Raw genomic sequence first — 23,755 nt, forward strand, 5'->3', positions numbered from 1 at the left:
TTCAGGCGAGACCGAGCATGAGCGAGCCCGTGCGCTTCACATCCGACGTCGAGCAGATCGAGCCTGACGAGGCGCAGACGATCGCGTCGCTCGAAGAGCAGTTCGGCAAGATACTCGATACGACCTCCGCCGATTATGGCCATGCTGTTCGATCGGTTCACGCCAAGGGTCATGGCCTTGCGCGTGGCACGCTGGAGATTGCCGATGGGCTCCCACCCGAGCTGGCGCAGGGCCTATTTGCACGCGCTGGACGCTATGACGCGATCCTGCGCTTTTCGACCAATGCAGGCGACATTCTCGATGACGCCGTCCGCCTCCCGCGCGGCGTCGCGGTGAAAATCCTCAACGTTGAGGGTGACCGGCTTGCCGGGTCCGAAGGTGATGCGACCCAGGACTTCATCATGGTGAACGGACCGGCTTTCGCAGCGTCCGATCCAAAACAGTTTCTCGGCAACCTCAAGATGCTGGCGGCTACGACCGACAAGGCCGAAGGCGCCAAGAAGGCGCTGTCATCGATATTGCGCGCCTTTGAGGCGGGGGCGGAAGCATTGGGTGGGAGCTCGACGCTGCTCAACAGTCTGGGCGGTGCCAAGCCGGTCCATCCGCTGGGCGCCACATACTTCAGCCAGACGCCTTATCGGTACGGCGACTATATAGCGAAATTCCAGCTGGCGCCGCTCGCCCCCCTTTCCGATCTCGCCGATGTCGTGATCGACGCGACCGATCGTCCGGACGCGATCCGTCAAGATATGAACCGCGAACTGATCGCGCAGGGGGCGCGCTGGGAGTTGCGCGTTCAATTGTGCACCGATCTCGAGACGATGCCGATCGAGGACCCTTCGATCATATGGGACGAGGAGGCGAGCCCCTATCGCTCCGTCGCGACGCTCATAGTCGACCCGCAGCAGGCGTGGATTCCCGGCGAAAGCGAAGCGCTCGAAGACAAATTGTCCTTTAGTCCGTGGCACGGCCTGGCCGCCCATCAGCCACTGGGTGGAGTAAATCGCGCGCGCAGGCGGCCCTATCAGTTCTCGACCGCCTATCGTTCGCGATTCAATGGATGCCCTATCCACGAGCCGCGGGCGCTGGCCGAACTGTGAAGACCGATCAGGCGGATTACAGCGCTCTGCACTTGCGGTCATTCGCGCCAGCCGACGGCGCGTCGCCCTGGCCGAGCGTCCGATGCGAGACGCACCGCTGAGTCGCCTCGCGCGGGGGCCATGTACTCGGTGGGGTCCAATGCCTGCCGGAACAGCCGACCATAGCTTTACGGCATCGGGCGTCGCGCGCCGGCCGGGGAACGCAAGCCAGCCTTCGCCTGTTCTGACGCTGTGCCAATCTGCGAGGTAGCTATGGACCGCTCCGAGACCGAAAAATCGACCGGCGATCATGTTGAAGGCAGCGATGCGCGGCCGAAGGATACGCTGGAGCGCGATGAGGGCCAGAACGGTCGCACTGCACCCGCGCCAGAGGGCGATGGCGAGCCGGTGGTCGACGACAAGGGGCGACCGCTGGGCGGGGATGGCCTGATCAAAGACGACAAGCCGGTCGTCACGCCCTCAAACGCCGAGCGCATCTGAAAAGCAGACGAAGGCTGGTCTGGCCGCCTTAACCGAGCCGGAAAAAGGCGCCGGTCATTGAACAGAGATAAAATTCGCCCGTTAAGCGCGTCAAATGCTTGTCGTCCTCCAACAGCTCCACGCGGAATTGCTCCTTCGCATCGAGGCGCTTGGAGTGGAGACGCGTCGACCGCGTCCTGACATGCCGATGGTCAATGCCGCTCGACTGGCGTTGACGCGCGCCAGCAGCGCGAGGACGGCGCATCTGGAAGGTAAGGTATATCCCGCTTTGCTTGCCGTAGAGCCCGACCCCGCGATCGTCGAATTGCGTCAGACGGGCCGTGGTCGTCAGGCGGTTTCTTCCGATCATATCAGTCACTGGACCACGCGCGAGATCGAAGCCAACTGGGCCGCCTATTGCGCGGCATCGCAATCGATGAGGGCGTGGATGAAGGAGCGTATCAGCCTCGAACAAGCCCTTCTTTACCCGGCTCTGACGAGACAATTCGGAAACGAATAGCCACCAGGACAGCGTTTCGTAAGGGTCTCTCACCTTGATGTGCCGGGTACATCGCAACGCGGCGAGCGCCCCCGCTCTCGATAGCGACGGAGCGGATCGGCTGGATCTTCAGCCGCGCGCCAGGCCGACTGAACTCGCTTACGTCATGCGCGTTGGGACACGATGAACTCCAATATAGAGGTACCGGTACAACGTGCCGGCATCGACCTTCAAATAGGTAAGAGCTCGCTGCGCGTGATGACGGAAATCACCAGCGGCGGCTTGCTGGCGATCGGCGGCCTCGTTGCCGCGATCCTTCTTGCGAGCGCAGTGCTGGTCGCTACGGCCACACGGTCTCGGGACCCCAGGAGCTGAACGCGGGCGGCTGCAAGCCAGCAGCGGGCGAAGACGTCGGGCGCAGGACCCCCCAGCGAGGTCAATCGGCCCTGTGGCTCCCTCGGTCTCCCAATCGGCCCGCCAGGGTTCGAGCCATGCGCAATTGAAGGCTAAGATAACGCATAATGGCAGATCTCTCGTCATGGCTTCTCGATGTCATCGCGCGCCACGCGGGCTGGAGTGGTCCGATCATCGGCCTGCTTGCCTTTCTGGAATCGCTGCTGATCGTGGGGCTTTTCGTACCGGCGATCGCTTTGATGGTGGCGGTCGGTGGCTTGATGGGCGCTGGGATACTCGATCCGGCCCCCATCATCGCATTCGCCATCATGGGCGCCATCCTGGGTGACTGGGTGTCCTATGCCGTGGGTCGCCGCATGGGACCGGCCATCTACCGTCAACGCTGGCTGAGAAACCACCGCATTGCCTTTGCCCGCGCTCGGCTATTCTTCCGTCGCTATGGCTTCGCCTCGGTGCTCTTAGGGCGTTTTCTGGGCCCGGTCCGCTCGACGGTCCCGGTCGTGGCAGGCGTCCTGCTTATGCCGCAGAGCAGGTTTCAGGCCGCCAACATCCTGTCCGCCTTGTTGTGGGTGCCGGCGCTCATGGCGCCCGGTTATTTTGCCGGGTCGAGGGTTGCAACCTGGGGAGCCAGCATCGAAACGATCGTGCCGCTTGCGATGGCGCTGCTGCTGCTTCCCGTGGCGGCCGGGGCCGTTGCGATCAGGCTCTTCAGCAGACCCCGACACCGCGGTCGCGCGCTCGAGCGTCGGGAGAAGGTCGAGCGCCTTTGACACCCGACAAGCAAGACACAAGGTTTGCGAGCGACTTGCTCAAAGCATGTCGGCGGCGATTTCCAATAGCCGACTATGAGCCATCCAAGCTGTCATTCGTTCAGCTGGCATCGAGATCGGAAGGACATTGCATGAGTGAGGCGAGAAATTTCCCCGATCGGGTCCAGGTCGGGGTGGCATGAGCAGCAGTGGCACGAGCGATCTTGGCTCGATCCTCGAGGAAATCGCAGCAGAGATCTCGGCGCATGCGGCGGAGATCGAAGCGAGCGCCGATGCCAAAGAGAGCGGATTGGAGCCCGGCCCCTTTGGCATAGCGGTCACGACGATCGACGGTGAGACCTTTTGTGGCGGTAGGGCGGACACACCCTTCCCCCTGCAGAGCATCGCCAAGGTGTTTACGCTCGAGATCGTGCTCTGCGCGATGGGCGAGCAGATCTTCAAGCGGGTCGGTCGCGAGCCGTCGGGCGACCCGTTCAACTCGATCATCGATCTCGAGCGCACGCGGGGCATTCCCCGCAATCCGTTCGTGAATGCCGGGGCGCTGGTGACGGTTGACGCGATGATCGAGGCGGGTTGCGCGCGCGGTGCGGTCACAGATCTCGTGAAACGCGAGCTGGGGCGCAACGTGTCGCTGGATCGTGCGGTACTGGCGAGTGAGGACGAAGGCGGCGACCTCAACCGCGCGATGCTGAGCTTCATGAGGCACCACGACAATCTGCGGTCGAAGCCGGACGACGTGATGTCGGCCTATGTGCGGCAATGCGCGATATCGCTCGACGTTGCCGAGCTGTCGCAGGCAAGCCTGTTCCTCGCCAGGACGCGAAGGGATGGCGGGACTGAAGATTGCCAAAGGGCGATGCGAATGCGCAAGCTCCTCGCGCTGATGATGACATGTGGTCATTATGACGGATCGGGCGATTTTGCGTTACGTGTGGGATTGCCGGCCAAGAGCGGTGTCGGCGGTGGGATTCTGGCGGTGGTGCCTGAAGTCGCTTCGATCGCCGTATGGTCGCCCAATCTCGACCAGCATGGCAATTCAATATTGGGCGTGCGTGCTCTGGAGATGCTGGTGCATCACACCGGCTGGTCGGTGTTCGGCCCACCGGCTCCGCGACACAACAGTTGAAGGCTGCGGCACCCGCAACGCCCTGAATTGCGCCGATAGCAGATGGCAGCTGGCATGATCGCCAGATCACGCCACGGCCGCCGTGCGTCGGTGATGCGGTCTAGAGCCGTTCAACGCGAGGCCGGAAATCGACCTGCTATGGGTTAAGGACCGCTGAACTACCCGAGAGCCGCCACGTTGTAAGACGACGTGGTCGAAAGGTCTCTCAGCATGATCGACTTGAGGTGGCATATATCCGACGCATCGCATGCCCGGTGCCATCCTCCCCTTCCCAGCGCCGTGGCGGCGTTGGCCGACGAGGGACGGACCGGCAACGTCCATGACCAGGCATCACGCAGCAAACTGCTCAGCGAAATCGCGCAGTTTCTGGGCATACCGGTCCGCGGTCCGGCGCAACGTGCCGAAGCCTTGGAAGGCCGGATCCTGCTTGTGCCCGGCGATACGATCGTTGCGTCGGCCAGCACGGCCGCGCACAGCGAGCTGATGATCCTTGGCGGCATGGTCCCGGCAGCCTTTGTCGCGACCAAGGCTATCACGCATGGCCTGGTCGACGAGGAGGCGACCCGGCCTCTCGAATGGTCGACGGAGATGGCCAGGCGGCTCGGCGATGCTGCGCTGGAGGGGTTCACAGCGTTTTCGATCGAGGACGCGCGGCGTGCGGGGCGGCTTTTGCTTGAAAGGGGGCCGGTGCGCGTCAAGGATGTATGTGGAAAAGCCGGGTTGGGCCAGTATGTCGTCCGGACTGAAACGGATCTTGATCGCTGTCTGGCGCAGGAGGATGCGAGAATGATCGCGAATTGCGGGATCGTCCTCGAAGCCAATTTAAGCGACGTCGTGACCTATAGTGTGGGAAGCGTATCGCTCGGCGCGCATCAGATCAGCTACTGGGGCAGCCAGAACCTCACTACGGATCACCAGGGCCGCGAGGTCTATGGTGGGTCAGACCTCTACGCGGTCAGAGGCGGCTTCGACGTTCTGGCGGGACTGCAACTTCCCGTGTCTCTGGCGAAGGCCGTTGCATGCGCGACCTTATTTGATGAGGCCGCTCAAGCGGCCTACCCCGACATTCGCTTTAGCCGACGAAATTATGACGTCATCGAAGGCACCGATAGCCAAGGTCTGCGCCGCATAGCAATATTGGAGCAGTCGTGGCGGATTGGCGGCGCCAGCGGCGCCGAGATCGCCGCGTTCAAGGCTCTGGCCGCCGAGCCCGCCACCGAGGCGGTCCGTTGCTCTACGGTCGAGATCTATGATGTTGTTGAGCCGCCGCTGGGCGCGACCCTATATTATCAGAGTGTCGACCCGCAGGTCGGCGCCATGACCAAATATACGATGAGGCTCATGTGAATGATCTGAGCGCATTAGACGAAAATCGGGTCAGGCTTTCGGTCGGCGATGACAAGATCGTGGGAACGCTGCTCAAGCCTGAAGCTCCTGTGCCGGGTTTCCTGTTCATCCACGGTTGGGGCGGCGATCAGGCGGAGGATCTTGGTCATGCCGAAGAGCTCGCCCGTCTGGGGTGCATCTGCTTCACCTTCGACTTGCGCGGCCATGCGGGGAGCGACGCCCGGCAAGATGCGGTGACCCGCAAGGACGGCTTGGAAGATGTTCTGGCGGCCTATGACTATTTAGCCTTGCAGCCGCTCATCGATCGCGACGCGATCGGCGTTGTGGGCACGAGCTATGGCGGATATCTCGCCATGCTTCTGACCGCACATCGTCCCGTGCGCTGGCTGGCGATGCGGGTTCCAGCGCTCTATCCTGACGCGCAGTGGGACATCCCCAAGGCCAGGCTCGATAAGGACAAGGTTCGCGCGTACCGCGAGCAGCCCTGCCCGATCGAGGAGGATCGCGCTCTCGCGGCCTGCGCGCGGTTTAAGGGCGATGCGCTCATCGTTGAATCCGAAAATGATGATCGTATTCCGCATCAGACGATCGTCGCGATCCAGGCGGCGTTCGGTAAGGCGAATTCGCTGAGCCACCGGATCATTCACGGGGCAACCCACGCAATGCGCGACCCGCAGCATCAGCGGACATATTCAACGCTGCTGACCGGGTGGATCGAGGAAATGGTTCGCGCAAGTCGTCTTACCTATTGAAAAACGTCGACTGCAGGCGGTTCGGGTGGTGCCTGACCGCCTCGCCTGCCCCCTTGGCTGTCGTGGTCGCTCGTGGCGAAGCGGCAAGCCCCAGGCGGATGGTGTTTGGACTGGCGCGCGATTGCGGATCGCATCGATCCGCGTCCGACGCCCGCCATGGCGGTGACCTGAAACCGAAATGATGACGGCAGGCAACGGCGGCATGTTTCGGCCGCACCGGTCATGGAAGCTTATCGGCGTCCTTATGGAAGCGAACTTTCACCGAGATACGGGTTCCCATGACCGTCGGCCGAAGGATCGCATCGACCAGTCGGCGAAACAGGTCCGCAGCGCTGAGGCGCGCCCGCTCTTTTCCAGGATCGGCCTAACGGGCTGCGGCCGCCGCGGCATCGATCGTTCTGCGCGCTCGAATCTCTCCATCTTGCAATTGCGCGCGATAGTCCTTCAGCCGCGCCTCCATCTGATCATGCCGCCGCTTCAATATCGCCTGCGAGGTCCGGGCGAAGGACACCGGCTCGCCCCGAACCGCCCGGGCGGACAGGTCATTGCTCAGTCGGACATTCTCGCTGCTGATGATGTTGCTGACGCAGACCGAGGCGCTGCTGATGGCGTTTGACGTCTGCACGGCGTTGCCTGCGACGGCGTTACTCTGACGGATGGCGTTCGACGCCTGGCGGTTTGACTCGCGGATCCGGTCGAATGTTCGTTCATAATCGGAGCGGCTGTTGAGGTTGACGAAATGGCCGCCGCCCGCGTCGGACACAGCCTTTAGCGCGGCGATTTCGCCCGGGGGCAGGCCAAAGCCGATGATGTTGACGATCGCGCGGGTCGTGCCGCCGTTGATCTGCCGCGCGACTGCCACTGGATCGCCTCCGCATGTCTCTTCGCCATCCGAGACCACGTAGATGATCTGCTCGCCCGGCGTGGACGAGGGGGCGAGCAGCGCCCGTGCCTTCGTCAGGCCGAGCGCGAGCGGCGTCCAGCCCACCGCCTGGACCTGGGATATCGCGGCAACGAGGCGCCCCCGATCGCTCGACATCGGGGCAAGCAGGTCGACCCCCGCGCAGGATCTGGCCTTATTCGCCGCCTTATTGTCACCTTGCTGTCCGAACACCAGCAACGAGGTTTCGACCGTCGATGGCAATCCGTCGACAAACCGGGCGGCGGCTTTGCGCGCGAGCTCAACCTTGGTCTGTCCGCCGATCCGGCCCGCCATCGAGCCAGAGCCGTCAATCGCTATCACGACGCGCGCCGGCTGGACATGAGGGCCGATATCATCGCCGCCCTGACGTTGCAGTTCGGGCCGATCCAGCCCGACTTCGGCGAAGCAGCGATCAGGATTGTCAGAGATGAACTGGGCGATATAGGCGCGCGCGTCTTCCACGTCGCTCGCGCTCACAACGCTCCGCGATGTTCGCGTGTTGTCTGGATCGTCATTCTTAGCACCGCCGCATCCGCAGACCGCCAACACCAACAACGCGCAAGCAGAGCGAAGAACGATGTCCATATGCTAACCTGACTTCCTGATCATCGGCTGCGCCAACATAACCGCGGCGGAATAACGGACAGGGCCGGCATAGGGGTCCAGTCAAGTTGGGCATGTCCAGGTTCGTGCCGCCGGCCGACCATGCGCACGACTTTGCTTCTCCCGAGCTGAAACCGTCGACGACCCGACCAAGTCTCGCGCTCGTGGGCAGCACTCGCTGCCAGTCACCGTGGCTGAAACGCTCATAGGTCGACGGACCGCGCGTATTGCGCCGGTGTCCGGCTGGCCCGGACACAGCCTTCTGCCAGTTGCTGATCGCACGTCGAGCGTAGCTTTGTCCGGCTGATTGCGCGGCTTTCGCGCGCGGCGCGAGCGCCGCCCGGACGTCATGGTGATTGCAGTCTGGCTTGACGGGGGAAAGCGGCGTGCGCCGCAATCGAACTCAAAATGATACGCTTTGGGATCAACGCGCGCGGACCGCCGTTCTGACCGCGGGCAACAGGAGGTGTCGATGCGCAAAATCAGCGCCGAATATTACCGCGCTCGAGCGCAACGTGAGCGCGATCTGGCCACGCGCGCGGCAAGTGGATGGCACCGCTCCATATGGCGACCGCAGAGCGATTTGAGCGATGGGCAGCGCGGCTTTTAGGTGAGGCGTCTACGTCGCGCCCGCAAAAACGGCGCGCACCCCTCTGGTCTCGACGGTGCCAAGGCATAGCTTCGTCGCTCTTGGTCGTTTGCAAGATATTGGACCTCTTCCGCGCGGCAGGCCAGAACGACTGAAGCTCATTCAACGATGATCGACATAGAAGCGGGGCTGCGCTGGTCCAGTGGCGGCCTGACCGGCTGAGGCTTTTCAACCTCGGGAGTCACAGAGGGTTTCGGGCTCGCAGCTTTACCCCCGACGACCAGCAGCTAAAGCCGAGCGCAGTGTCGAAAGTCGACCGCCGTCAGCGAAACCGTTTCGCGCGGTCGCTTGGTCATGTGGGTGGCTTTCCGGCGGGCCGCTGCCTCAACCGTCCTGCGATGCACATTGAAAAAGTCGTCGGGGGACAGGTCGCCGCGGCTTCCGAAGACCTTCACCAGCTCACGCTCTCTAATCTGGGCTGAAAGACTTCGATGGTCGGGGAGAGTGAACTGAAAGGTGACATTCTGCATAGCCAAGTCCTTTTCCCAAAGCCCGCTTCACCTTGAGAGAAAGCAGAGGATTGCGCAAGACGAGGCGCAGCGGGCGAGAACCGATCTCCGTCCACGCATATGGGGCAGTGCTTCACGACCGCCCGACTGACGACAGCATTTGTTGCCACGGCGCGTCTGGCAAGCCCCTCCCTGCCCCGTGCGCCTTCAACTGTAGATCCCGCCAGCGGGACTGGAAGCGATGGCCCGACGGTGCCGAGGGTATCGCGATGTGTTTGAAAACCGCTGCAATCCGCCACCATCCCGGCGCGACCCTGCCGCTCGCGCAATCAGTTGCTGCGCCTGTTGTCAACGTGGTCCGGTTGCCCCGCGCCTTCGCTGACTTGACCGGCCTTGAGCGTTCGAGCGATCACCGTGCACAGCATAAGGTGCGCGGTCGTACCGGGACAGATCGACCTCCTTGTCGGGCGCTCCGACCAGCCTGGCGGTAAGGTCGCGAACGGGTTCGAGGCTGGCCAGGCCGAGCACACCGTGAAGCAGGCGAATGCCCAGCCGGCTTTTGGGATGCATCAGCCGTGGCGCAATCTTGGGAACGCCCTGCCCGTCTTCCACCATGGGACGCATCTGATCTTCATAGGCTTTGAAAGCGTCTTCGACGTCGTGGGTCCCGGCCAGTTCCTGCGCGAGCACATAAGCGCCCGTGACTGCGAGCGTGGCGCCGATCCCGGCCAGGGGCGTGGCGCACCATGCCGCGTCCCCTGTGAGCACGACCCTTCCGTGCGACCAGCGCGGCATCCGCACCTGTCGCAGCGCATCGAAATAGAAATCGTCGGCATCGTCCATAGCCGCGAGAATGCGCGGGGTTTCCCATCCCGCGTCGGCGAAACATGCGCGCAGGAACGCCTTTTGTTGATCGACATCCCAGTGCTCGGCGCCGCCCGCCTCCCTGGCAATCGACAGCATCGCTCGCGCCGTACCATGCCGATCAGGTCGCAACGACACGCTGCGCTTGCCGGGCGCATTGTACCACCGCCACATCCGATCATCGTTGGGGGTCGTCGGGATAGTGAAGTAGGCGATGGTGAGATCCATCCAGCGCGGGTCATTCTCGCCCGCGAACACGAGTTCGCGGGTGCTCGAGCCGACGCCCTCGGCGACGATCAGCGCATCATAATCCGCCGTCACGCCGCTCGCGAAGGTCACGGCTACCGCGTCGCGCTTCTCCTCGACACCGACAATATGATCGCCGAAGCGGAACCGTTTCTCGTCGCTCACGGCATCATAGAGCAGCCGCGCCAGGTCGCCGCGGAGGATTTCCATTTCCGCGGTCGGGCCGTCGCCTTCGATCTCGCTCGCGAGGAAGCGCGCCGCCTCGCTTCCATCGGCATTGACCCACACAGTGCCCTCTTCGCCTGTGCCCTGCGCCAGCGCGATGGCGTCCAGCCCCATTAGTCGCAGCACCTCGCGACCAACCCCGCGCACATCGATATTCTGGCCACCATCGCGAAACGCAGGCTCGCGTTCGACCACCGTGACGTCGAAACCTTCATGCAGCAGCGCGGCAGCGGCGGCGTTCCCAGCAATGCTCGCGCCGGTGATCAGGATATGTTTCGACATGCGATCTCCTCGCATGAAGAAACAACGCTCGCCCGGTTTGCGTTCCTGCCGGTCGCGCGAGCTGTGACGGCGATAATCGGCTGATGCTGGCTGGCCACCTTCGACCACAGCGCTCCGCAGCTTGAGAAGCAGGGCGCGAAGTCCGGTTGAGACTTCGTACACCGTGGGCGCAATCCACACGGACGATTGGGGAATCGGGGAGCGCGAAGCCTCACGGACAGGATAGCAGGGGCGACCCGCCACGCACTGATCCAGATTATAATGCGCCCGCGGCGTACCGTGCGTTCGCACGCGCATCTGCGCGGGGGCAAGGCCGCCGCGGCGCCTTCGCACCGCGCGCTGTGTCGTCGCGATGTCATCACGTTGGAACAAGTATGTTGAACGAAACGTCGAGGATTGCATGGTCAGCGAAGTCGAACTCAAGCTTGATGTCGATGCCGACGCAGCAAATGCGATCGAGCAGTCGCCCTGGTTGGGCGGTGCTCCAAGGTCGATCAACCAGCGATCGACCTATTTTGACACCCCCGATCGCGCGCTGAAGGCGGCAGGTCTTTCATTGCGCGTGCGCGAGGCCGATGGCGTCTGGACGCAGACGATTAAAGCCGACGATGATCGCGCCGCCGGATTGTTTGCCCGACCGGAATGGGAGCGCGAGGTGCCTGACGGTCGACCCGTTCTGGACGACGCCACCCCTATCGTCGGCCTCATCGGCGACAAGGTCGACCAGGTGGCGAAGCAGTTCGAGATACAGGTAGAGCGCCGTCTCTGGCTGGTCGATTGGAAGGGGGCTTCGATCGAGGTTGCCATCGACCGTGGCGAAGTTGTGGCGGGGGAACGTTCGGCACGGATCAGCGAACTGGAACTGGAACTCCAGACCGGCAGCCGCGCGGCATTGTTCGACTTTGCCCGCCGCCTGCACGAGATCGGCCCTGTCCGGCCTGGGATCGCGAGCAAGGCCGAACGCGGTTATCGCCTGTCGGATGCCGCGCCGAATGCGGTAAAGGCCCAAAGCATTACGCTGACCGCCGATATGACCGCAGCCGACGCATTCCGCGCTATCGTCAAGGCTTGCGTGCGCCATTTCCGCTTGAATGAGGATCTGCTCAAAGCGAACCGGCACGCAGACGCGCTCCATCAGGCGCGGGTGGCGCTACGGCGGCTGCGATCGGCCTTCGCTATTTTCAAAGCGCTGGCCGTCGGGGACCAAAGCGACCGACTGCGTGAGGAGTTGCGCTGGCTGGCCTACGAGCTTGGTGAGGCGCGCAATCTCGATGTGCTATTGGCCGCGATCGATGCAGGCCCGATGCGCGACGATGTCGCTCGAGCACGCGAGGCGCAATATGACAGGGTCGAGGCGGTGCTCGCTTCGGCCCGCGCGCGTCGCCTGTTGCTCGATCTCGTCCAGTGGATCGACGACGGCGCCTGGCTCGATCGCAAAAAGAACCGCGAGGCTCGCAGCATACCGGCGCGTCTCTTTGCGGAGCGCGCGCTGGCGCGATTTCGGCGTAAAGTGAAGAAAGGCGGTCGCGATCTCGTGCGGGTCGACGACGAGACGCGTCACGACGTGCGCAAGGATGCCAAGAAGCTCCGCTATGCCTGTGAGTTCTTTGTCGGTCTGTTCGATGGCGAGCGCGAGCGTCGTCGTTACAAGAAATTTGTGGCTGCACTTGAAACGCTGCAGGATCAGCTGGGTGCGCTGAATGACGCCGCCACCATTCCTGTCGTGTTAGACCGGCTGGGCCTTTCGGGGGCGGCCGGCGTCGATAAGAACCCGCCTATCCGATCGGACCTGATCCTCGCAGCTGCCGATGCCTACGAAGACGTTGTCGACACAAAGCGCTTCTGGGCCTGAAAGATCGGACGGCAGCAACCTCCTCATTCAGGTCGCTCAATGGCGTCTGCCATCATCTTTGATGCCTCCGAGCCTGATGAGCCGAGGACGTAAGCTTCTTGCGGAATGTGGGAGCACGTCCAGTCGGCGGTGCCGCGAGCGCGCTACAACGACGAGGCAGGCCGGGCTCCCGAGGCAACGCTAGTCTTGCCGTCCGATTTGAGAGAATGCGCCGGATGCCCACGCAGGACCGGTCCAGCGGCATGGGGCGGGCTCCGCGCCAGGTGCTTGTTATGGCGAGCGCGATTGGGCGACCATAGTCCCAACTCTGGTGCCAGAAGGGCAGCGTTGGCCATCCGCAATTTCAACGTGCAGCCCGTTCGCTGTCTTCCTGCGGCGACTATGATCGATGGCGCACGCCTCTATCAATCATGGAACCCGCTTTTTGTGATCGATAGGAGGGGCATTGTGTCAATCACGCTCTGGCACGTGCAGCTTTCCGGCTTGGCCAGATTCACGTTCGACGGCGTACGGCCACGCCCAGCGTCGACCGCGAACACGCACCGTGATCACTTCGCGCACGCCTAGCGATTTCCACGACGGTGAGTTCGCGAGGCGTTGCGAGTTCGCCGTCGAATGCGTCTCACCCCTTCAGCAGATTGCCGGCGCCCTGGCACCAGCCACGCTCCTTTAGTCAGGCTTGGCAGCGCGCGTCGGTTTCTCGCGGCGCGGTCGACGATGCCGAAGCGGGAGGCGGGGCCGCTCATTGATGCTGTCGACCACCTTCTGGCGAACCATAGCCGGCAGGAGCAAGATGATCGCGAAAACGACGGGTACGAAGAACAAGGCGACTTTCATCAGCATGCCGCTTGAACCGCAGCGATCTTTCGCCGTTCCTGCCCCTGTCGGCGAGTTGCCTTGAAGATAAGATGGGTGTTGAGCCGGCACGGCGATCCTAGTTGCGCCCGGTCGGCCACCACTCGTCGTCACTCATCAATATGGCGGCGAAGCTCAATGCGCTCACGATCATCACGAGGATTTCGAGGCCGACGACAAGGTCGGGGTGGTATCGAACGGCAGGATCATCGGTGCTTCACTCCCCGGTCAGCGCGGATCGATGATATTTCGCCCAATCTCTTCGCTTCGTGCTGGGCGTCTGCCAGCAATCACTGCCGCGGCAAAGATAAACATTCTCTCGATCAAATGGCGCGAGCGTGTCAGGGATAATCCCCGGACGTGCCGCAGTCTCGCTAGACTGGCGGCCAATGGAATGGTGAGCCGACCTAACGTAACCGCGCGTCCGATTGTCACCAGAAATCGCGCATCACCTCGCCGCTGGAAAGCATTCCCTCGAAGCTGCAAAACCGTCAGAACCGTCAATTGAGCAGGTCGCGACTGCCGCCGGAGGCGAAAGTCGGACCTGCATTGCGGTTGCAGCCGACGCCCGCAAGCCACTCAAGACGAGCGGCACGTGGGGGAAGTTTGCGCAAAACGAAGTGTCGCCTCCTCGAAGCATGAGGGAATGGGTTGCGCCGTTCGCGGCTTCCGAAGCGGAGCGTTCGCTTAATTGGGGCGAGATCCAGAATCGTGAGCGCCAGAATCCGGCGCTAATTGCTGGGTTTGATGTTCGGTAGCCCTTTTCAGGCATGCATACATCCAACGGGAGAAAGGGTGGCCCATATTCACACCAGGCCCCCACTCAAAGATGTTTTCGACGTTAAAAGTTGTGGTGCCGCTGAAGGCGACGGCTCCGCCGTCGTAGCGAATAACGCACCCATCAAAAGTGCAGTTCGTGAAAGTGTTGCCATCGAGGTAGACGACATCGTCGATGAATGTACGACTCCTGAAATCCAACGGATCTCCCCAGTTGCAGCGACCTGTGTCGTCACAACGGCTGATACTTGAAAGAGGATCATAGCTGAAAGATATTCACATAGGTGCCGCGCATGCGCGAGATGACTTTTAGAATCGATATCTCGCTTCCGACAGATCGAGTTCGCGGGTCAGCTTCTGCATGGTCGCGCTGCCCAGGCGGCGGGTGCGGATAAGTTCGGTCAGAGCGGCGCGTTCGGCCTTGAGGCCGACGAGGCGGAATTCCTTGAAGCGCCGCTCCTGCAGCCGGATATCCTCGCCACGATCGGTACCCAACCCTTCGATGCGTTCGCGATAGAGGTCCATCACGCGCGCACCGGCGGCGGCGTAGCGGTCGGCGTCGCCGAGCTTTTCGGACAATTCGTGCTGGTGGCGCTCGATCGCCTGGATAGCAGCTTCGGCGGCAGCGACGCGCGCGGCATCCTCATCGGCCTGCTTTGACGGCTCCGCCGGCATGGTGAGGCCGCGCAGCAGCACGGGGAGACCGACACTGGCGATCAGCAGCGAGGCGATGATCACCCCCGCCGCGAGGAAGATCGCCAGATCGCGCGCGGGGAAGGGCGTGCCGTCGCTGAGCGCCAGCGGCAGGGTCAGCACGCCCGCCAGCGTGATCGCCCCGCGCACACCCGCGAGCGACATCGCCGCGACCAGCCGCCATTCGGGGCTGCGCACCTCGACCCCGTTCTTGTTCCGGTTGCGCAGGATTGTGAGGCGCAGCGACGCCCACACCCACAGGAAGCGAAGCGCGGCGAGGCCCGCGACGATCGCGACGATGTAGATGGCTAGCCACCACGGCTCGCCATGCCCGGTCATCGCCACCGTCCGCTTCGCGCTGGACAGGATCGCAGGAAGCTGTTCGCCCAGGAGCACGAAGATGATGCCGTTGAGCGAGAACTGGATAGTGTCCCACACCGAATTGCGGCGCATCCGCGTGACCGCCAGCGCCTGACGCGAGATCTCGGCGAAGGTCATCGTCACGCCCGCGCCGACCGCGGCAAGGATGCCCGAGGCGTGGACATGTTCGGCCGCCAGATAGGAACCGAAGGGGATGAGCAGGCTCACCAGGATCTGCGAACCGGTATCCTCGCCCCAGCGGCTCGTAACCCACGCCTTGGCGCGCGTGACGGCCAGCGTCACCAGCACGCCGATGACGAGGCCCGCGCCCGCGACCCATAGGAAGTTGAGCGCAGCTTCCCCGGCCGAGAAGACCCCGGTCATCGCCGCCGCAATCGCGAAGCGCAGGCAGACGAGGCCCGACGCATCATTGAGCAGTGATTCGCCTTCGAGGATGTGCATCATCCGCTTCGGGATCGGCACGCGCGCCGCGATCGCCGACACCGCGATCGGATCGGTGGGGGAGACGACGGCGGCGAGCGCGAAGGCGACGGCCAGCGGCATCGCCGGGATCATCCAGTGGATGAACAGACCCATCCCCACCACCGTGATGAGGACGAGGCCGAGCGCGAGTTCGAAGATCGTCGACAAATCCTTGAACAGTTCATCCTTGGGAATGCGCCAGCCATCGAGAAACAGGAGCGGTGGCAGGAAGAGGAGCAGGAACAGTTCGGGATCGAGTTCGACCCGGTGCGAGGTCGACAGGCCGATGATCGCGCCCAGCCCGATCTGCACCAGCGGCACCGGCGCCGGGATCGGCAACATCCGTGACAATGCGCCGCTGACGACGACCGCCAGCAGCAGGAAGAGCACGATCGAAACTGTCTCCAAAACTCGTCTCCGGACTATGACGACAAGGCGGGGCGGCGCTGCTCCGCCGCGCGCCGACGATAACGCAAACCCACCAGCTCGCCGAACGGCCCGAGGCGACGGGCGATTTCATAGACGAGAAAGCAGCTCGCAAGCGTCGCGGCGGTCAGCAATTCGGCCTCGACCAACGGCGGCAGTTTCAGCGGATCAATCCGCCATGCGATCAGGACGATCGCGGTCTGATGAACCAGGTAGAATGGGAAGATGCCGTTGCGCAGATAAGCGAGCAACGGCCCGTCGCTGGCACGCAGATGCTGGTAGCCGAAACCCAGTATCGCCGCGATCGACACCCACTGGTTGATCCCGAAGCAGGTCATCATCCCGATCGATCGCGGATGCTGCGGCAACGGAGCGGCGGCATCGATCATCAGCGGCACCACGCTGACGATCGCGATCAGCAGCGCCTGCCAGCGGCGACGCGCCAGTTCGCGCCAGACGGGCTCGCTGTCGACGATCAGATAGCCGAGCAGGAACAGCGCGAGCGAACTGGCGTGATTATACCAGTCCCACGACAGGCGGTTGGTGATCCCGAAGACCGGGAACAAGGCGATCCGCACGGTGACGAGATAGAGAGCGGGCAGCAACAGGAGCGCCACGCCGCGCAGCCGCCGCTCCGTCGCCCAGCGCAGCCAGGGTGCGAACGGCGCGATCGCGACGACCGCGAAGGTGTAGGCCCAGATGTAGCCGATGAACCAGAGATGGTTGAGCGGCAGCCCGGCCCACGGGCGCCCATCCTCGACGAAATAATCGCGCAGATAGGCGGCGAAGTCGCGCGTCTCGCCGAACTTGGTGATCGCCTCGACCCAGGCCTGCGGCGGAACCAGCACGATCGCGCCGAAGATCATCGGAATCAGCAGGCGGCGCGTCCTGTCCACGATCAGGCGACCCGGCGGCAACCGCCGCCCAAGCAATCCCATCGCCGCGCCCGATACGAAGAACAGGAGGCCCAGCCGCCACGGATTGGTCGCGACCAGCGCGCTGGCGATCCAGCGCTGCGGATTGCGGCTGTTCACGTGCCAGTCCCACGGGCCGAAGAACAAGGCGATATGGTAGATGATCAGCAGCGCGAAGGCCGCGATCCGAATCCAATCGAGTTCGGGCCGTCGGACGGACGGTGTCGGCATGGTCATCGAACGCGATCGAACAAGGATGGAGGGCGAACCGGCGCCGCTACGGATACATCGACGGGCCCGCCCTCCCCGCCTTATCGGCCGCCGTCGATGACGACGGACACGGCTCGGCGGTTGCGGGAATAGGCAGTGTCGTCGGATCCGGTCGCTTCGGGCCGTTCCTTGCCATAGGAAATCGGATTCAGGCGCGCCGCAGCGATGCCCTGACCCGTCAGATAGGTGACGACCGAAGCCGCACGCCGATCGCCCAGCGCAAGGTTATACTCGCGTGTGCCGCGCTCGTCGCAATGGCCTTCGATCGTCAGCGTCACCTGCGGATGCTGGCGCAGCCATTCGGCCTGGCGCGCCAATATGGCCTGCGCCTCGCCCGACAGGCTGTACGAATCCAGCGCGAAGAGGACGCGATCCGCCCCCGCCGCCGCGATCAGATCGGCCTGGCCCAGCGCCCCCACGGCGCCCGCGTTCGACGACGGCGTATCGACGGCCTCGCTCGTCGGCATGCTGGCCGACGGGGGCGGAGGCGGTGTCTTCTTGGTGCAGCCGGCCAGCGCCGATGCCGCCAGCAACAGGATGATGGCCTGATGTCGCATGATAATCCCCCCAACGATAATCGGGGTCTTACGCGGGCGGCGCGCGCCCGTGTTACTATAGGATTTATATGTATGGACCGACGAACAGCACGCGCTTAGCCGACGCCGCCAACGGACGGGGCGACTGGATGCAGACCGCGGACAAGAGCAGCGGACTTGCGATCGGACAGGCGCTGCGGCTTCACCTCGATTGGCGCGATCTGACGGCGACTGCGCTGATCATCGGCGTCACCGCCTTCGCGGCATTCGAGGCCAAGCCCGAATTCGGCGAGGTCGCCTCGGCGCTGCTCTTCGTGCTGGGCATCACCATTGCGGGCGCGCTTAGCGGGCTTGCGGCGGCGCTGGTCGCGGCAATCGTCGCCTTCCTGCTCTACAATTTCTACCTGACCGAACCGGTGCTGACCTTCCGCTTGGCGACCGGCAGCGATGTGGCGCCGCTGGTCGTGTTCAATCTGTGCGCGCTGGTGGCCGGCATCCTCGCCGGCCTGCTCAAGGACCGCCAGCAGATCGCGGCGCGCAGCGCGGAGCAATTGACCGCGCTGCTCGACGCCAGCCGCGCGCTCCAGTCGGCGGTGCGGGTCGAGGATATCGCCGAGGCGCTCGATCGCGGCATCCGCCCGACGCTGGCGGGACGGATCGCGCTGTTCGGGCTGAAAGACGGCGCGCTCGATCCGATCTATCCCGCCGATCCCGGCGACGCCTGGCGCCGGATCGCCGAGCGGCTGCGCGATGGGGACGGCGATGACGGCCCGATGGCGGACGGCGGCTTCACCGCCTATCCGATCATGGGCAGTTCGACCATGCTGGGCGTGCTAGTCCACGAAGGAGCCGCGGCGCCGAGGGATGGCGGCGCGTTCGTCATCGGGCTGGCGGGATCGATCGCGCTCGCGCTCGAGCGCGCGATATTGTCGGCGAAGATCGCCGAAACGAGCGCGCTGGCCCGCACCGAGGAATTGAAGACGGCGCTCCTGTCCTCCGTGAGCCACGATTTCCGCACGCCGCTGACCACGATCGCGGCCTCGGCTTCGGGTCTGATCAGCTATCAGGACAAGCTCGACGCCGATACGTCGCGTAACCTGCTGCAGGGTATCGTCGACGAGTGCGACCGGCTCAACCGCTACACCGCCAACCTGCTGGAAATGAGCCGGATCGAGGCGGGATCGGTGACCGATCGCAGCCAGACGCTCGACGCGATCGAGGTCGTGCAGGGCGCGATCGATCGAGCGCGCCCGCGCGCCGGCGCACGACGGCTGAAGCGCGAGCCGGTCGACAGCCTGCCTGTGATCCGATGCGATCCGGCACTGTTCGAACTGGTGCTGGTCAACATCCTCGAAAATGCGGTGGCCTACAGCCCCGACGACGGGGAGATCAGCGTCGGCGCGCAGATGTGCGACGGGGGATGCGAGATCGTGGTGGCCGATCAGGGATGCGGCATCCCGCCCGACGATCTGGAGCGCGTGTTCGACCGCTTCTACCGCGTCACGCGATCAGGCGCGCCCAAGGGCAGCGGGCTTGGCCTCGCGATCGCGCGCGGCTTCGTCGAGGCCTTCGGCGGGACGATCCGCGCCGAAAGCCCCGGCCCGAACGGGATCGGCACGCGCATCCGCATCTGGCTGCCGCCGGCGACGATGAAGGAGATCGAATGACGATCCATGTGCTGCTGGTCGATGACGAGCCGGCATTGAGCGCGGCGCTTCAGCCGGTGCTGACGGCCGCAGGCTATCGCGTGACGGCAGCGGCAGACGGGCGCGGCGCACTGCGGCTGGCGCGCGATATCGAACCCGATGTCGTCCTGCTCGATCTCGGCCTACCCGATCTCGACGGCAAGGACGTCATCCAGCAGATCCGCGCCCGCAGCGACGTGCCGATCATCGTCATTTCCGCGCGCCATCAGGAAGGCGAGAAGATCGCCGCGCTCGACGAGGGCGCCGACGACTATGTCAACAAACCGTTCGAGATCGGCGAACTGCTCGCCCGGATCCGCGCGGCCGAACGCCGCCGCAACCGCGCCTTCGCCAACCCGACCAGCTATATGGCGGGCGAGCTGGAGATCGACTTCGTCGCGCGCCGGGTGATGCTGGGCGGCGAAGCGGTGCGGATGTCGCCCAAGGAATATGATCTGCTCCAGCTGCTCGCCTCCAATGCCGGGCAGGTGGTGACGCACAAAAGGCTGCTGGGCGTCGGCTGGGGGCCGGAGGCGACCGACACCCAATATCTGCGCGTCTATATCGGCCTGCTGCGCCAGAAGATCGAGGCGGATCCGTCCGAACCCCGCCTGCTGCTGACCGAACCGGGTGTCGGATACCGCCTCGTCGCACCCCGCTGACAGCGACCGTCAATCAGATCACCGGCCCGATCATTATAGTTTTTATATGCATGGATAGGATCGGCCCTCGCCCCTAACCGGCGCGGCATGACGGTGGCCTACAGCCTATCCGGGGTGATCGAGGCCCTGATCGACCGGCAGCTTGGCGAACTTTTCGATCGCCTCGATGCCGAAAGTGCGGATACCGAGGTCCGCAAGACCTTCCACGCCGCGGCGGTGAAGGCGGCGCACGCGCTGGCCGTGTCGCGATTTGCCGACAATCCCCACCTCGCCCCCGTCGATCTGTGCTGCGATGGCTGATTTCGTCGGCGCCACGATCGATCTGCTGCGCGCCCATGCCGATTGGGCCGGCCCGATCGCAGGGCTGCTCTGCTTGGTCGAATCGCTCGCGCTCGTCGGCATGTTCGTACCGGCGATCGCGATCATGCTGATGGTCGGCGGGCTGATCGGGCTGGGCGTGCTGCCCTTCTGGTCGATCTTCTTCTGGTCGATCGTCGGATCGGTCGCGGGCGATGCGATCTCCTACTGGCTTGGGCAACTGGTCGGCCGATCGGCCTTCCGGCGCTGGCCGCTCAACCGCGAACGGGCGGCGATGGCGCGGGCGCGAATCTTCTTCCGCCATTATGGCTTCTGGGCGATCATCCTCGGCCGCTTCTTCGGCCCGATCCGCGCGACCATTCCGATCGTTGCCGGCGCGATGTCGATGTCCGCCCGCGCCTTTCAGGCGGCGAACCTGATCTCGGCGCTGCTCTGGGTCTCGCTGATGCTCGCGCCCGGCATCCTGTCGTCGGGCGGGCAGCGCGATGTCGACGATCGCGCGATTGCCGAACTGATGGTCATGGTCGGCGGGGTCGCGATCGTCGGCATGGCCATACCCGCCGTGGTGGGCTTTACCGCGCTGCGCCAGCGGCGACGCCGCAAGCGCGAACGGGCGGCGCGATGACGGCTGCGCTGCGCCACGATCGCTTCGCTAATGCGCGGCCCGCGCTGCTCCATCGCGGCCGCGCGCTGCGCGTCGCCCTTTTCTCGGGCAACTATAATTGCGTGCGCGACGGCGCGAACCAGGCGCTCAACCGCCTTGTCGGCCATCTGATCGATCGCGGCGCCGACGTGCGCGTCTATTCGCCGACCGCGAAGGTCGCCGCCTTCGAACCCGCCGGACAGCTGGTCTCGGTGCCTTCGCTCGCCATTCCGGGGCGGGCCGAATACCGGCTGGCGATGGGCCTGCCCGCGTCGATCCGGCGCGATCTCGATGCCTTCGTGCCCGACATTATCCATGTCTCGGCCCCCGACCTGCTAGGCCGCAAGGCGCAGGATCATGCGAGGAGCCGCGGCATCCCGCTGGTCGCGAGCCTTCACACTCGTTTCGAGACCTATCTCGATTTCTATCGGCTGGGATGGCTGCGCAGCCGGATCGAACGCTATCTCGACGGTTTCTACCGTCGCTGCGATCTCGTGCTGGCGCCCAATCGTGCCATTGCGGACGACATCGCCGGGCTGGATGTCCCCGAGGTGCGGATATGGTCGCGCGGGGTCGATCCCGCCATCTTCGCGCCCGGCCATCGCGACGAGGCATGGCGCCAGGCGCAGGGCTATCGACCGGACGATCCCGTCGTCCTGCTGTTCGGGCGGATCGTGCGCGAAAAGGGTCTGGCGACCTTCGTCGAGACGATCGAGGCCGTTCGCAAGCGGGGCCGCGTGCTGCAGCCGCTGATCGTCGGCAACGGCCCGGCGCGCGGCTGGCTCGGCGCACGGCTCCCCAATGCGCGCTTCGTAGGCCACCTTGCCGGGCGCGATCTGGGCCGCGCGATCGCCAGCGCCGACGTGATGCTGAGCGCGAGCACGACCGAGGCCTTCGGCAATGTCGTGCTGGAAGCGATGGCCGCGGGCGTGCCCGTCATCAGCTCCGACGTTCCCAGCGCGCAGGCACTCATCACCCACGGACGCGACGGGATGCTCGTGCCGCCGGGCGATCCCCGGGCCTTTGCGAACATGCTCGATCATCTGCTCGATCGCCCGTCGGTCCGGCGCGATCTGGCGCAGGCGGCGGCCGCGCGGGCCGAGATGTTCCGTTGGGACCATTGCCTCGACGCCGTGGCCGATGGCTATCTCTCGCTGCTGTGAACCCATCCACGTCCGATGCGGGTTCAGTATATGGCAAGTGTTGGGATGCTATGGATGCCCTATCCGATTGATGGAGGAGTGAAGGTCGATTGCTGAACGCGGTGGGTTTCCCGATTCGTCTTGCGTCTGGCGCGCTCCTGCTGGCGCCCCTCCTCCTGCTCGCCGCCTGCCAGCCCGCCGCCCCCGATCCGCAAGCGCCCCGGACCACGCCGCAACTCGCATCGCCGAAGCCGGTTCGCGCGCCTTCGACGCAGGCTCCCAAGCCTAAGTCGGTCGCTATCGCACCGCCTGCTATTCCCAGCGCCGCTGCCGCACTCGACCGCCGTATCGAGGCTTTGGGCGCTGCCTTCCGGGGCGATGTCGGGCTTGCCGTCCGCGATATCCAGACCGGCTGGACCTCGCATTATCGCGGGCTCGATTATTTCCCGCAGCAGAGCGTCAGCAAACTCTGGGTCGCGATCAGCGCGTTCGACATGGCCGATCGCGGCAAGATCGACCTTCACGGCAAGCTGAGCATCCGCGCGGACGACCTCACCCTGTTCCACCAGCCGATCAAGTCGCTCGCGACGCGCCCCGGCGGCTTCCAGACCGATCGCGAAGATCTGCTGACTCGTGCGCTCACCCAGAGCGACAACAGCGCCAATGACAAGATGCTGCGCGAGGTCGGCGGGCCCGATGCCGTGCGCGCGACGCTTGCCGCCAAATCGATCTCCGGCATCCGCTTCGGCCCCGGCGAAAAGGGATTGCAGAGCCGGATCGCCGGGCTCGACTGGCAGCCCGCCTTTTCGAAGGGCGACGGCTTCTATGCAGCGCGTGAGGCGGTGCCGATCGCGCGCCGCCGCGCCGCGTTCGAAGCCTATGTCGCCGATCCGATCGACGGCGCCCGCCCCCTGGCGATGGTCGACGCCCTCGCCCGGCTGAAGAACGGTCAATTATTGTCGGACGCGTCGACCGCACAGATGCTCGACATCATGGGCCAGACGCGCACCGGCGCCCTCCGCCTCAAGAGCGGCCTGCGCCCCGGCTGGACGCTGTCGCACAAGACCGGTACCGGCCAGATCCTCCAAGGCGAACAGGCGGGCTATAACGACGTCGGCATCCTCACCTCGCCCGAGGGCCGATCCTATGCCATCGCCGTCATGATCGGCCGCACCAGCCGCCCATTGCCCGAACGCATGGACTTGATGCGCAAGGTCGTCCGAACAACGATCACCTATGACAGCGAACTGGGCAACCAGCGGCAGGCGGGACCAACCTGATATTTCGCTATAGCGTCGGCTTTGCGTCTCCGTTCAAGGCCAAGGCTCGGCCGAAACCCTCGGATCACCGCCAACCGACATTCCACCAGCGCGTTCGGCTGAAGCGGCGCTGCCGAGGCGCCGAACCGGCTGTTGTTCAGCGGACCCATTCT

The 23,755-nt window shown here is 64.3% G+C and carries 21 protein-coding genes; 15 read left to right on the plus strand and 6 right to left on the minus strand.

Features of this window, described 5'->3' with window-relative positions; translation table 11 throughout:
* Window positions 1–17: 17 nt before the first annotated feature.
* From EOD43_RS19770 to EOD43_RS19800, 7 genes are all read left to right on the plus strand, one after another.
* Window positions 18–1,100, plus strand: a complete 1,083-nt coding sequence (locus EOD43_RS19770; protein ID WP_127745741.1) for a catalase family protein — start codon at window positions 18–20, stop codon at window positions 1,098–1,100.
* Between the two features lie 252 nt (window positions 1,101–1,352).
* On the plus strand, window positions 1,353–1,580 hold the full coding sequence (locus EOD43_RS19775; protein WP_127745742.1) for a hypothetical protein: 228 nt from the start codon (window positions 1,353–1,355) through the stop codon (window positions 1,578–1,580).
* A gap of 94 nt (window positions 1,581–1,674) precedes the next feature.
* Entirely contained in the window at window positions 1,675–2,079 is a 405-nt protein-coding gene (locus tag EOD43_RS19780; RefSeq protein ID WP_127745743.1) for a hypothetical protein, read from the plus strand.
* A 500-nt stretch (window positions 2,080–2,579) separates the two neighbouring features.
* Window positions 2,580–3,242 (plus strand): DedA family protein, encoded by a 663-nt coding sequence (locus EOD43_RS19785; protein ID WP_127745744.1) that lies wholly within the window; start codon window positions 2,580–2,582, stop codon window positions 3,240–3,242.
* 178 nt (window positions 3,243–3,420) lie between these two features.
* The gene (gene glsA / locus EOD43_RS19790) at window positions 3,421–4,368 is read left to right on the plus strand and encodes a glutaminase A (RefSeq protein WP_127745745.1); all 948 of its coding nucleotides are present in this window, start codon (window positions 3,421–3,423) and stop codon (window positions 4,366–4,368) included.
* Window positions 4,369–4,656: 288 nt separating this feature from the next.
* Window positions 4,657–5,715 (plus strand): DUF3182 family protein, encoded by a 1,059-nt coding sequence (locus EOD43_RS19795; RefSeq protein ID WP_164857365.1) that lies wholly within the window; start codon window positions 4,657–4,659, stop codon window positions 5,713–5,715.
* Window positions 5,712–6,467 carry an alpha/beta hydrolase family protein gene (locus tag EOD43_RS19800; protein WP_240653391.1) on the plus strand — a complete coding sequence of 252 codons (756 nt, stop codon included), beginning with the start codon at window positions 5,712–5,714 and terminating at the stop codon, window positions 6,465–6,467. The genes EOD43_RS19795 and EOD43_RS19800 overlap by 4 nt, the downstream gene beginning before the upstream one ends.
* Before the next feature lie 364 nt (window positions 6,468–6,831).
* Here the strand turns inward: EOD43_RS19800 and EOD43_RS19805 are convergent, their stop codons facing one another.
* The 3 genes from EOD43_RS19805 to EOD43_RS19815 all read right to left on the minus strand — a co-directional run bounded on the left by EOD43_RS19805 (window position 6,832) and on the right by EOD43_RS19815 (window position 10,707).
* Window positions 6,832–7,974 (minus strand): vWA domain-containing protein, encoded by a 1,143-nt coding sequence (locus EOD43_RS19805; protein ID WP_127745747.1) that lies wholly within the window; start codon window positions 7,972–7,974, stop codon window positions 6,832–6,834.
* Window positions 7,975–8,868: 894 nt separating this feature from the next.
* Entirely contained in the window at window positions 8,869–9,111 is a 243-nt protein-coding gene (locus EOD43_RS19810) for a hypothetical protein (protein WP_127745748.1), read from the minus strand.
* Window positions 9,112–9,438: 327 nt separating this feature from the next.
* On the minus strand, window positions 9,439–10,707 hold the full coding sequence (locus EOD43_RS19815; protein WP_127745827.1) for an FAD-dependent monooxygenase: 1,269 nt from the start codon (window positions 10,705–10,707) through the stop codon (window positions 9,439–9,441).
* Window positions 10,708–11,107: 400 nt separating this feature from the next.
* On the opposite strand from EOD43_RS19815, the gene EOD43_RS19820 reads away from it, so the two are divergent.
* Complete coding sequence (locus EOD43_RS19820) at window positions 11,108–12,559, plus strand: CYTH and CHAD domain-containing protein (RefSeq protein WP_127745749.1); 1,452 nt, start codon at window positions 11,108–11,110, stop codon at window positions 12,557–12,559.
* A gap of 748 nt (window positions 12,560–13,307) precedes the next feature.
* A complete protein-coding gene (locus EOD43_RS23825) occupies window positions 13,308–13,460 on the plus strand; it encodes a hypothetical protein (RefSeq protein WP_164857366.1) in 153 nt (50 codons plus the stop codon).
* Between the two features lie 1,040 nt (window positions 13,461–14,500).
* On the opposite strand, the gene EOD43_RS19825 is transcribed toward EOD43_RS23825, so the two are convergent.
* From EOD43_RS19825 to pal, 3 genes are all read right to left on the minus strand, one after another.
* Window positions 14,501–16,135, minus strand: coding sequence for a Na+/H+ antiporter (locus EOD43_RS19825; protein WP_127745750.1), 1,635 nt, complete (start codon window positions 16,133–16,135; stop codon window positions 14,501–14,503).
* A gap of 14 nt (window positions 16,136–16,149) precedes the next feature.
* Entirely contained in the window at window positions 16,150–17,304 is a 1,155-nt protein-coding gene (locus EOD43_RS19830) for an acyltransferase family protein (RefSeq protein ID WP_127745751.1), read from the minus strand.
* Between the two features lie 74 nt (window positions 17,305–17,378).
* Window positions 17,379–17,894 carry a peptidoglycan-associated lipoprotein Pal gene (pal, locus tag EOD43_RS19835; protein WP_127745752.1) on the minus strand — a complete coding sequence of 172 codons (516 nt, stop codon included), beginning with the start codon at window positions 17,892–17,894 and terminating at the stop codon, window positions 17,379–17,381.
* A 68-nt stretch (window positions 17,895–17,962) separates the two neighbouring features.
* On the opposite strand from pal, the gene EOD43_RS19840 reads away from it, so the two are divergent.
* From EOD43_RS19840 to EOD43_RS19865, 6 genes are all read left to right on the plus strand, one after another.
* The gene (locus tag EOD43_RS19840) at window positions 17,963–19,540 is read left to right on the plus strand and encodes a sensor histidine kinase (protein ID WP_127745753.1); all 1,578 of its coding nucleotides are present in this window, start codon (window positions 17,963–17,965) and stop codon (window positions 19,538–19,540) included.
* Window positions 19,537–20,220, plus strand: coding sequence for a response regulator (locus EOD43_RS19845; RefSeq protein ID WP_127745754.1), 684 nt, complete (start codon window positions 19,537–19,539; stop codon window positions 20,218–20,220). The genes EOD43_RS19840 and EOD43_RS19845 overlap by 4 nt, the downstream gene beginning before the upstream one ends.
* Window positions 20,221–20,307: 87 nt before the next feature.
* On the plus strand, window positions 20,308–20,520 hold the full coding sequence (locus tag EOD43_RS19850) for a hypothetical protein (RefSeq protein WP_127745755.1): 213 nt from the start codon (window positions 20,308–20,310) through the stop codon (window positions 20,518–20,520).
* On the plus strand, window positions 20,513–21,163 hold the full coding sequence (locus EOD43_RS19855; protein WP_127745756.1) for a DedA family protein: 651 nt from the start codon (window positions 20,513–20,515) through the stop codon (window positions 21,161–21,163). Before EOD43_RS19850 ends, EOD43_RS19855 begins: the two co-directional genes overlap by 8 nt.
* Window positions 21,160–22,344 (plus strand): glycosyltransferase family 4 protein, encoded by a 1,185-nt coding sequence (locus EOD43_RS19860; protein ID WP_127745757.1) that lies wholly within the window; start codon window positions 21,160–21,162, stop codon window positions 22,342–22,344. The genes EOD43_RS19855 and EOD43_RS19860 overlap by 4 nt, the downstream gene beginning before the upstream one ends.
* 89 nt (window positions 22,345–22,433) lie before the next feature.
* Window positions 22,434–23,603 (plus strand): serine hydrolase, encoded by a 1,170-nt coding sequence (locus EOD43_RS19865; protein ID WP_127745758.1) that lies wholly within the window; start codon window positions 22,434–22,436, stop codon window positions 23,601–23,603.
* Window positions 23,604–23,755 lie beyond the last annotated feature (152 nt).

This window comes from Sphingomonas crocodyli (genome assembly GCF_004005865.1).
GTDB classification, from domain to species: Bacteria; Pseudomonadota; Alphaproteobacteria; order Sphingomonadales; family Sphingomonadaceae; genus Rhizorhabdus; species Rhizorhabdus crocodyli.

Bases quoted from the DNA above. Each gene is read 5' to 3' on its own strand.
- EOD43_RS19770 (WP_127745741.1), top strand. From the start codon at position 18: ATGAGCGAGCCCGTGCGCTTCACATCCGACGTCGAGCAGATCGAGCCT.
- EOD43_RS19775 (WP_127745742.1), top strand. From the start codon at position 1,353: ATGGACCGCTCCGAGACCGAAAAATCGACCGGCGATCATGTTGAAGGC.
- EOD43_RS19780 (WP_127745743.1), top strand. From the start codon at position 1,675: ATGCTTGTCGTCCTCCAACAGCTCCACGCGGAATTGCTCCTTCGCATC.
- EOD43_RS19785 (WP_127745744.1), top strand. From the start codon at position 2,580: ATGGCAGATCTCTCGTCATGGCTTCTCGATGTCATCGCGCGCCACGCG.
- glsA (WP_127745745.1), top strand. From the start codon at position 3,421: ATGAGCAGCAGTGGCACGAGCGATCTTGGCTCGATCCTCGAGGAAATC.
- EOD43_RS19805 (WP_127745747.1), bottom strand. From the start codon at position 7,974: ATGGACATCGTTCTTCGCTCTGCTTGCGCGTTGTTGGTGTTGGCGGTC.
- EOD43_RS19810 (WP_127745748.1), bottom strand. From the start codon at position 9,111: ATGCAGAATGTCACCTTTCAGTTCACTCTCCCCGACCATCGAAGTCTT.
- EOD43_RS19815 (WP_127745827.1), bottom strand. From the start codon at position 10,707: ATGTCGAAACATATCCTGATCACCGGCGCGAGCATTGCTGGGAACGCC.
- EOD43_RS19820 (WP_127745749.1), top strand. From the start codon at position 11,108: ATGGTCAGCGAAGTCGAACTCAAGCTTGATGTCGATGCCGACGCAGCA.
- EOD43_RS23825 (WP_164857366.1), top strand. From the start codon at position 13,308: ATGCTGTCGACCACCTTCTGGCGAACCATAGCCGGCAGGAGCAAGATG.
- EOD43_RS19830 (WP_127745751.1), bottom strand. From the start codon at position 17,304: ATGACCATGCCGACACCGTCCGTCCGACGGCCCGAACTCGATTGGATT.
- pal (WP_127745752.1), bottom strand. From the start codon at position 17,894: ATGCGACATCAGGCCATCATCCTGTTGCTGGCGGCATCGGCGCTGGCC.
- EOD43_RS19840 (WP_127745753.1), top strand. From the start codon at position 17,963: ATGTATGGACCGACGAACAGCACGCGCTTAGCCGACGCCGCCAACGGA.
- EOD43_RS19845 (WP_127745754.1), top strand. From the start codon at position 19,537: ATGACGATCCATGTGCTGCTGGTCGATGACGAGCCGGCATTGAGCGCG.
- EOD43_RS19850 (WP_127745755.1), top strand. From the start codon at position 20,308: ATGACGGTGGCCTACAGCCTATCCGGGGTGATCGAGGCCCTGATCGAC.
- EOD43_RS19855 (WP_127745756.1), top strand. From the start codon at position 20,513: ATGGCTGATTTCGTCGGCGCCACGATCGATCTGCTGCGCGCCCATGCC.
- EOD43_RS19860 (WP_127745757.1), top strand. From the start codon at position 21,160: ATGACGGCTGCGCTGCGCCACGATCGCTTCGCTAATGCGCGGCCCGCG.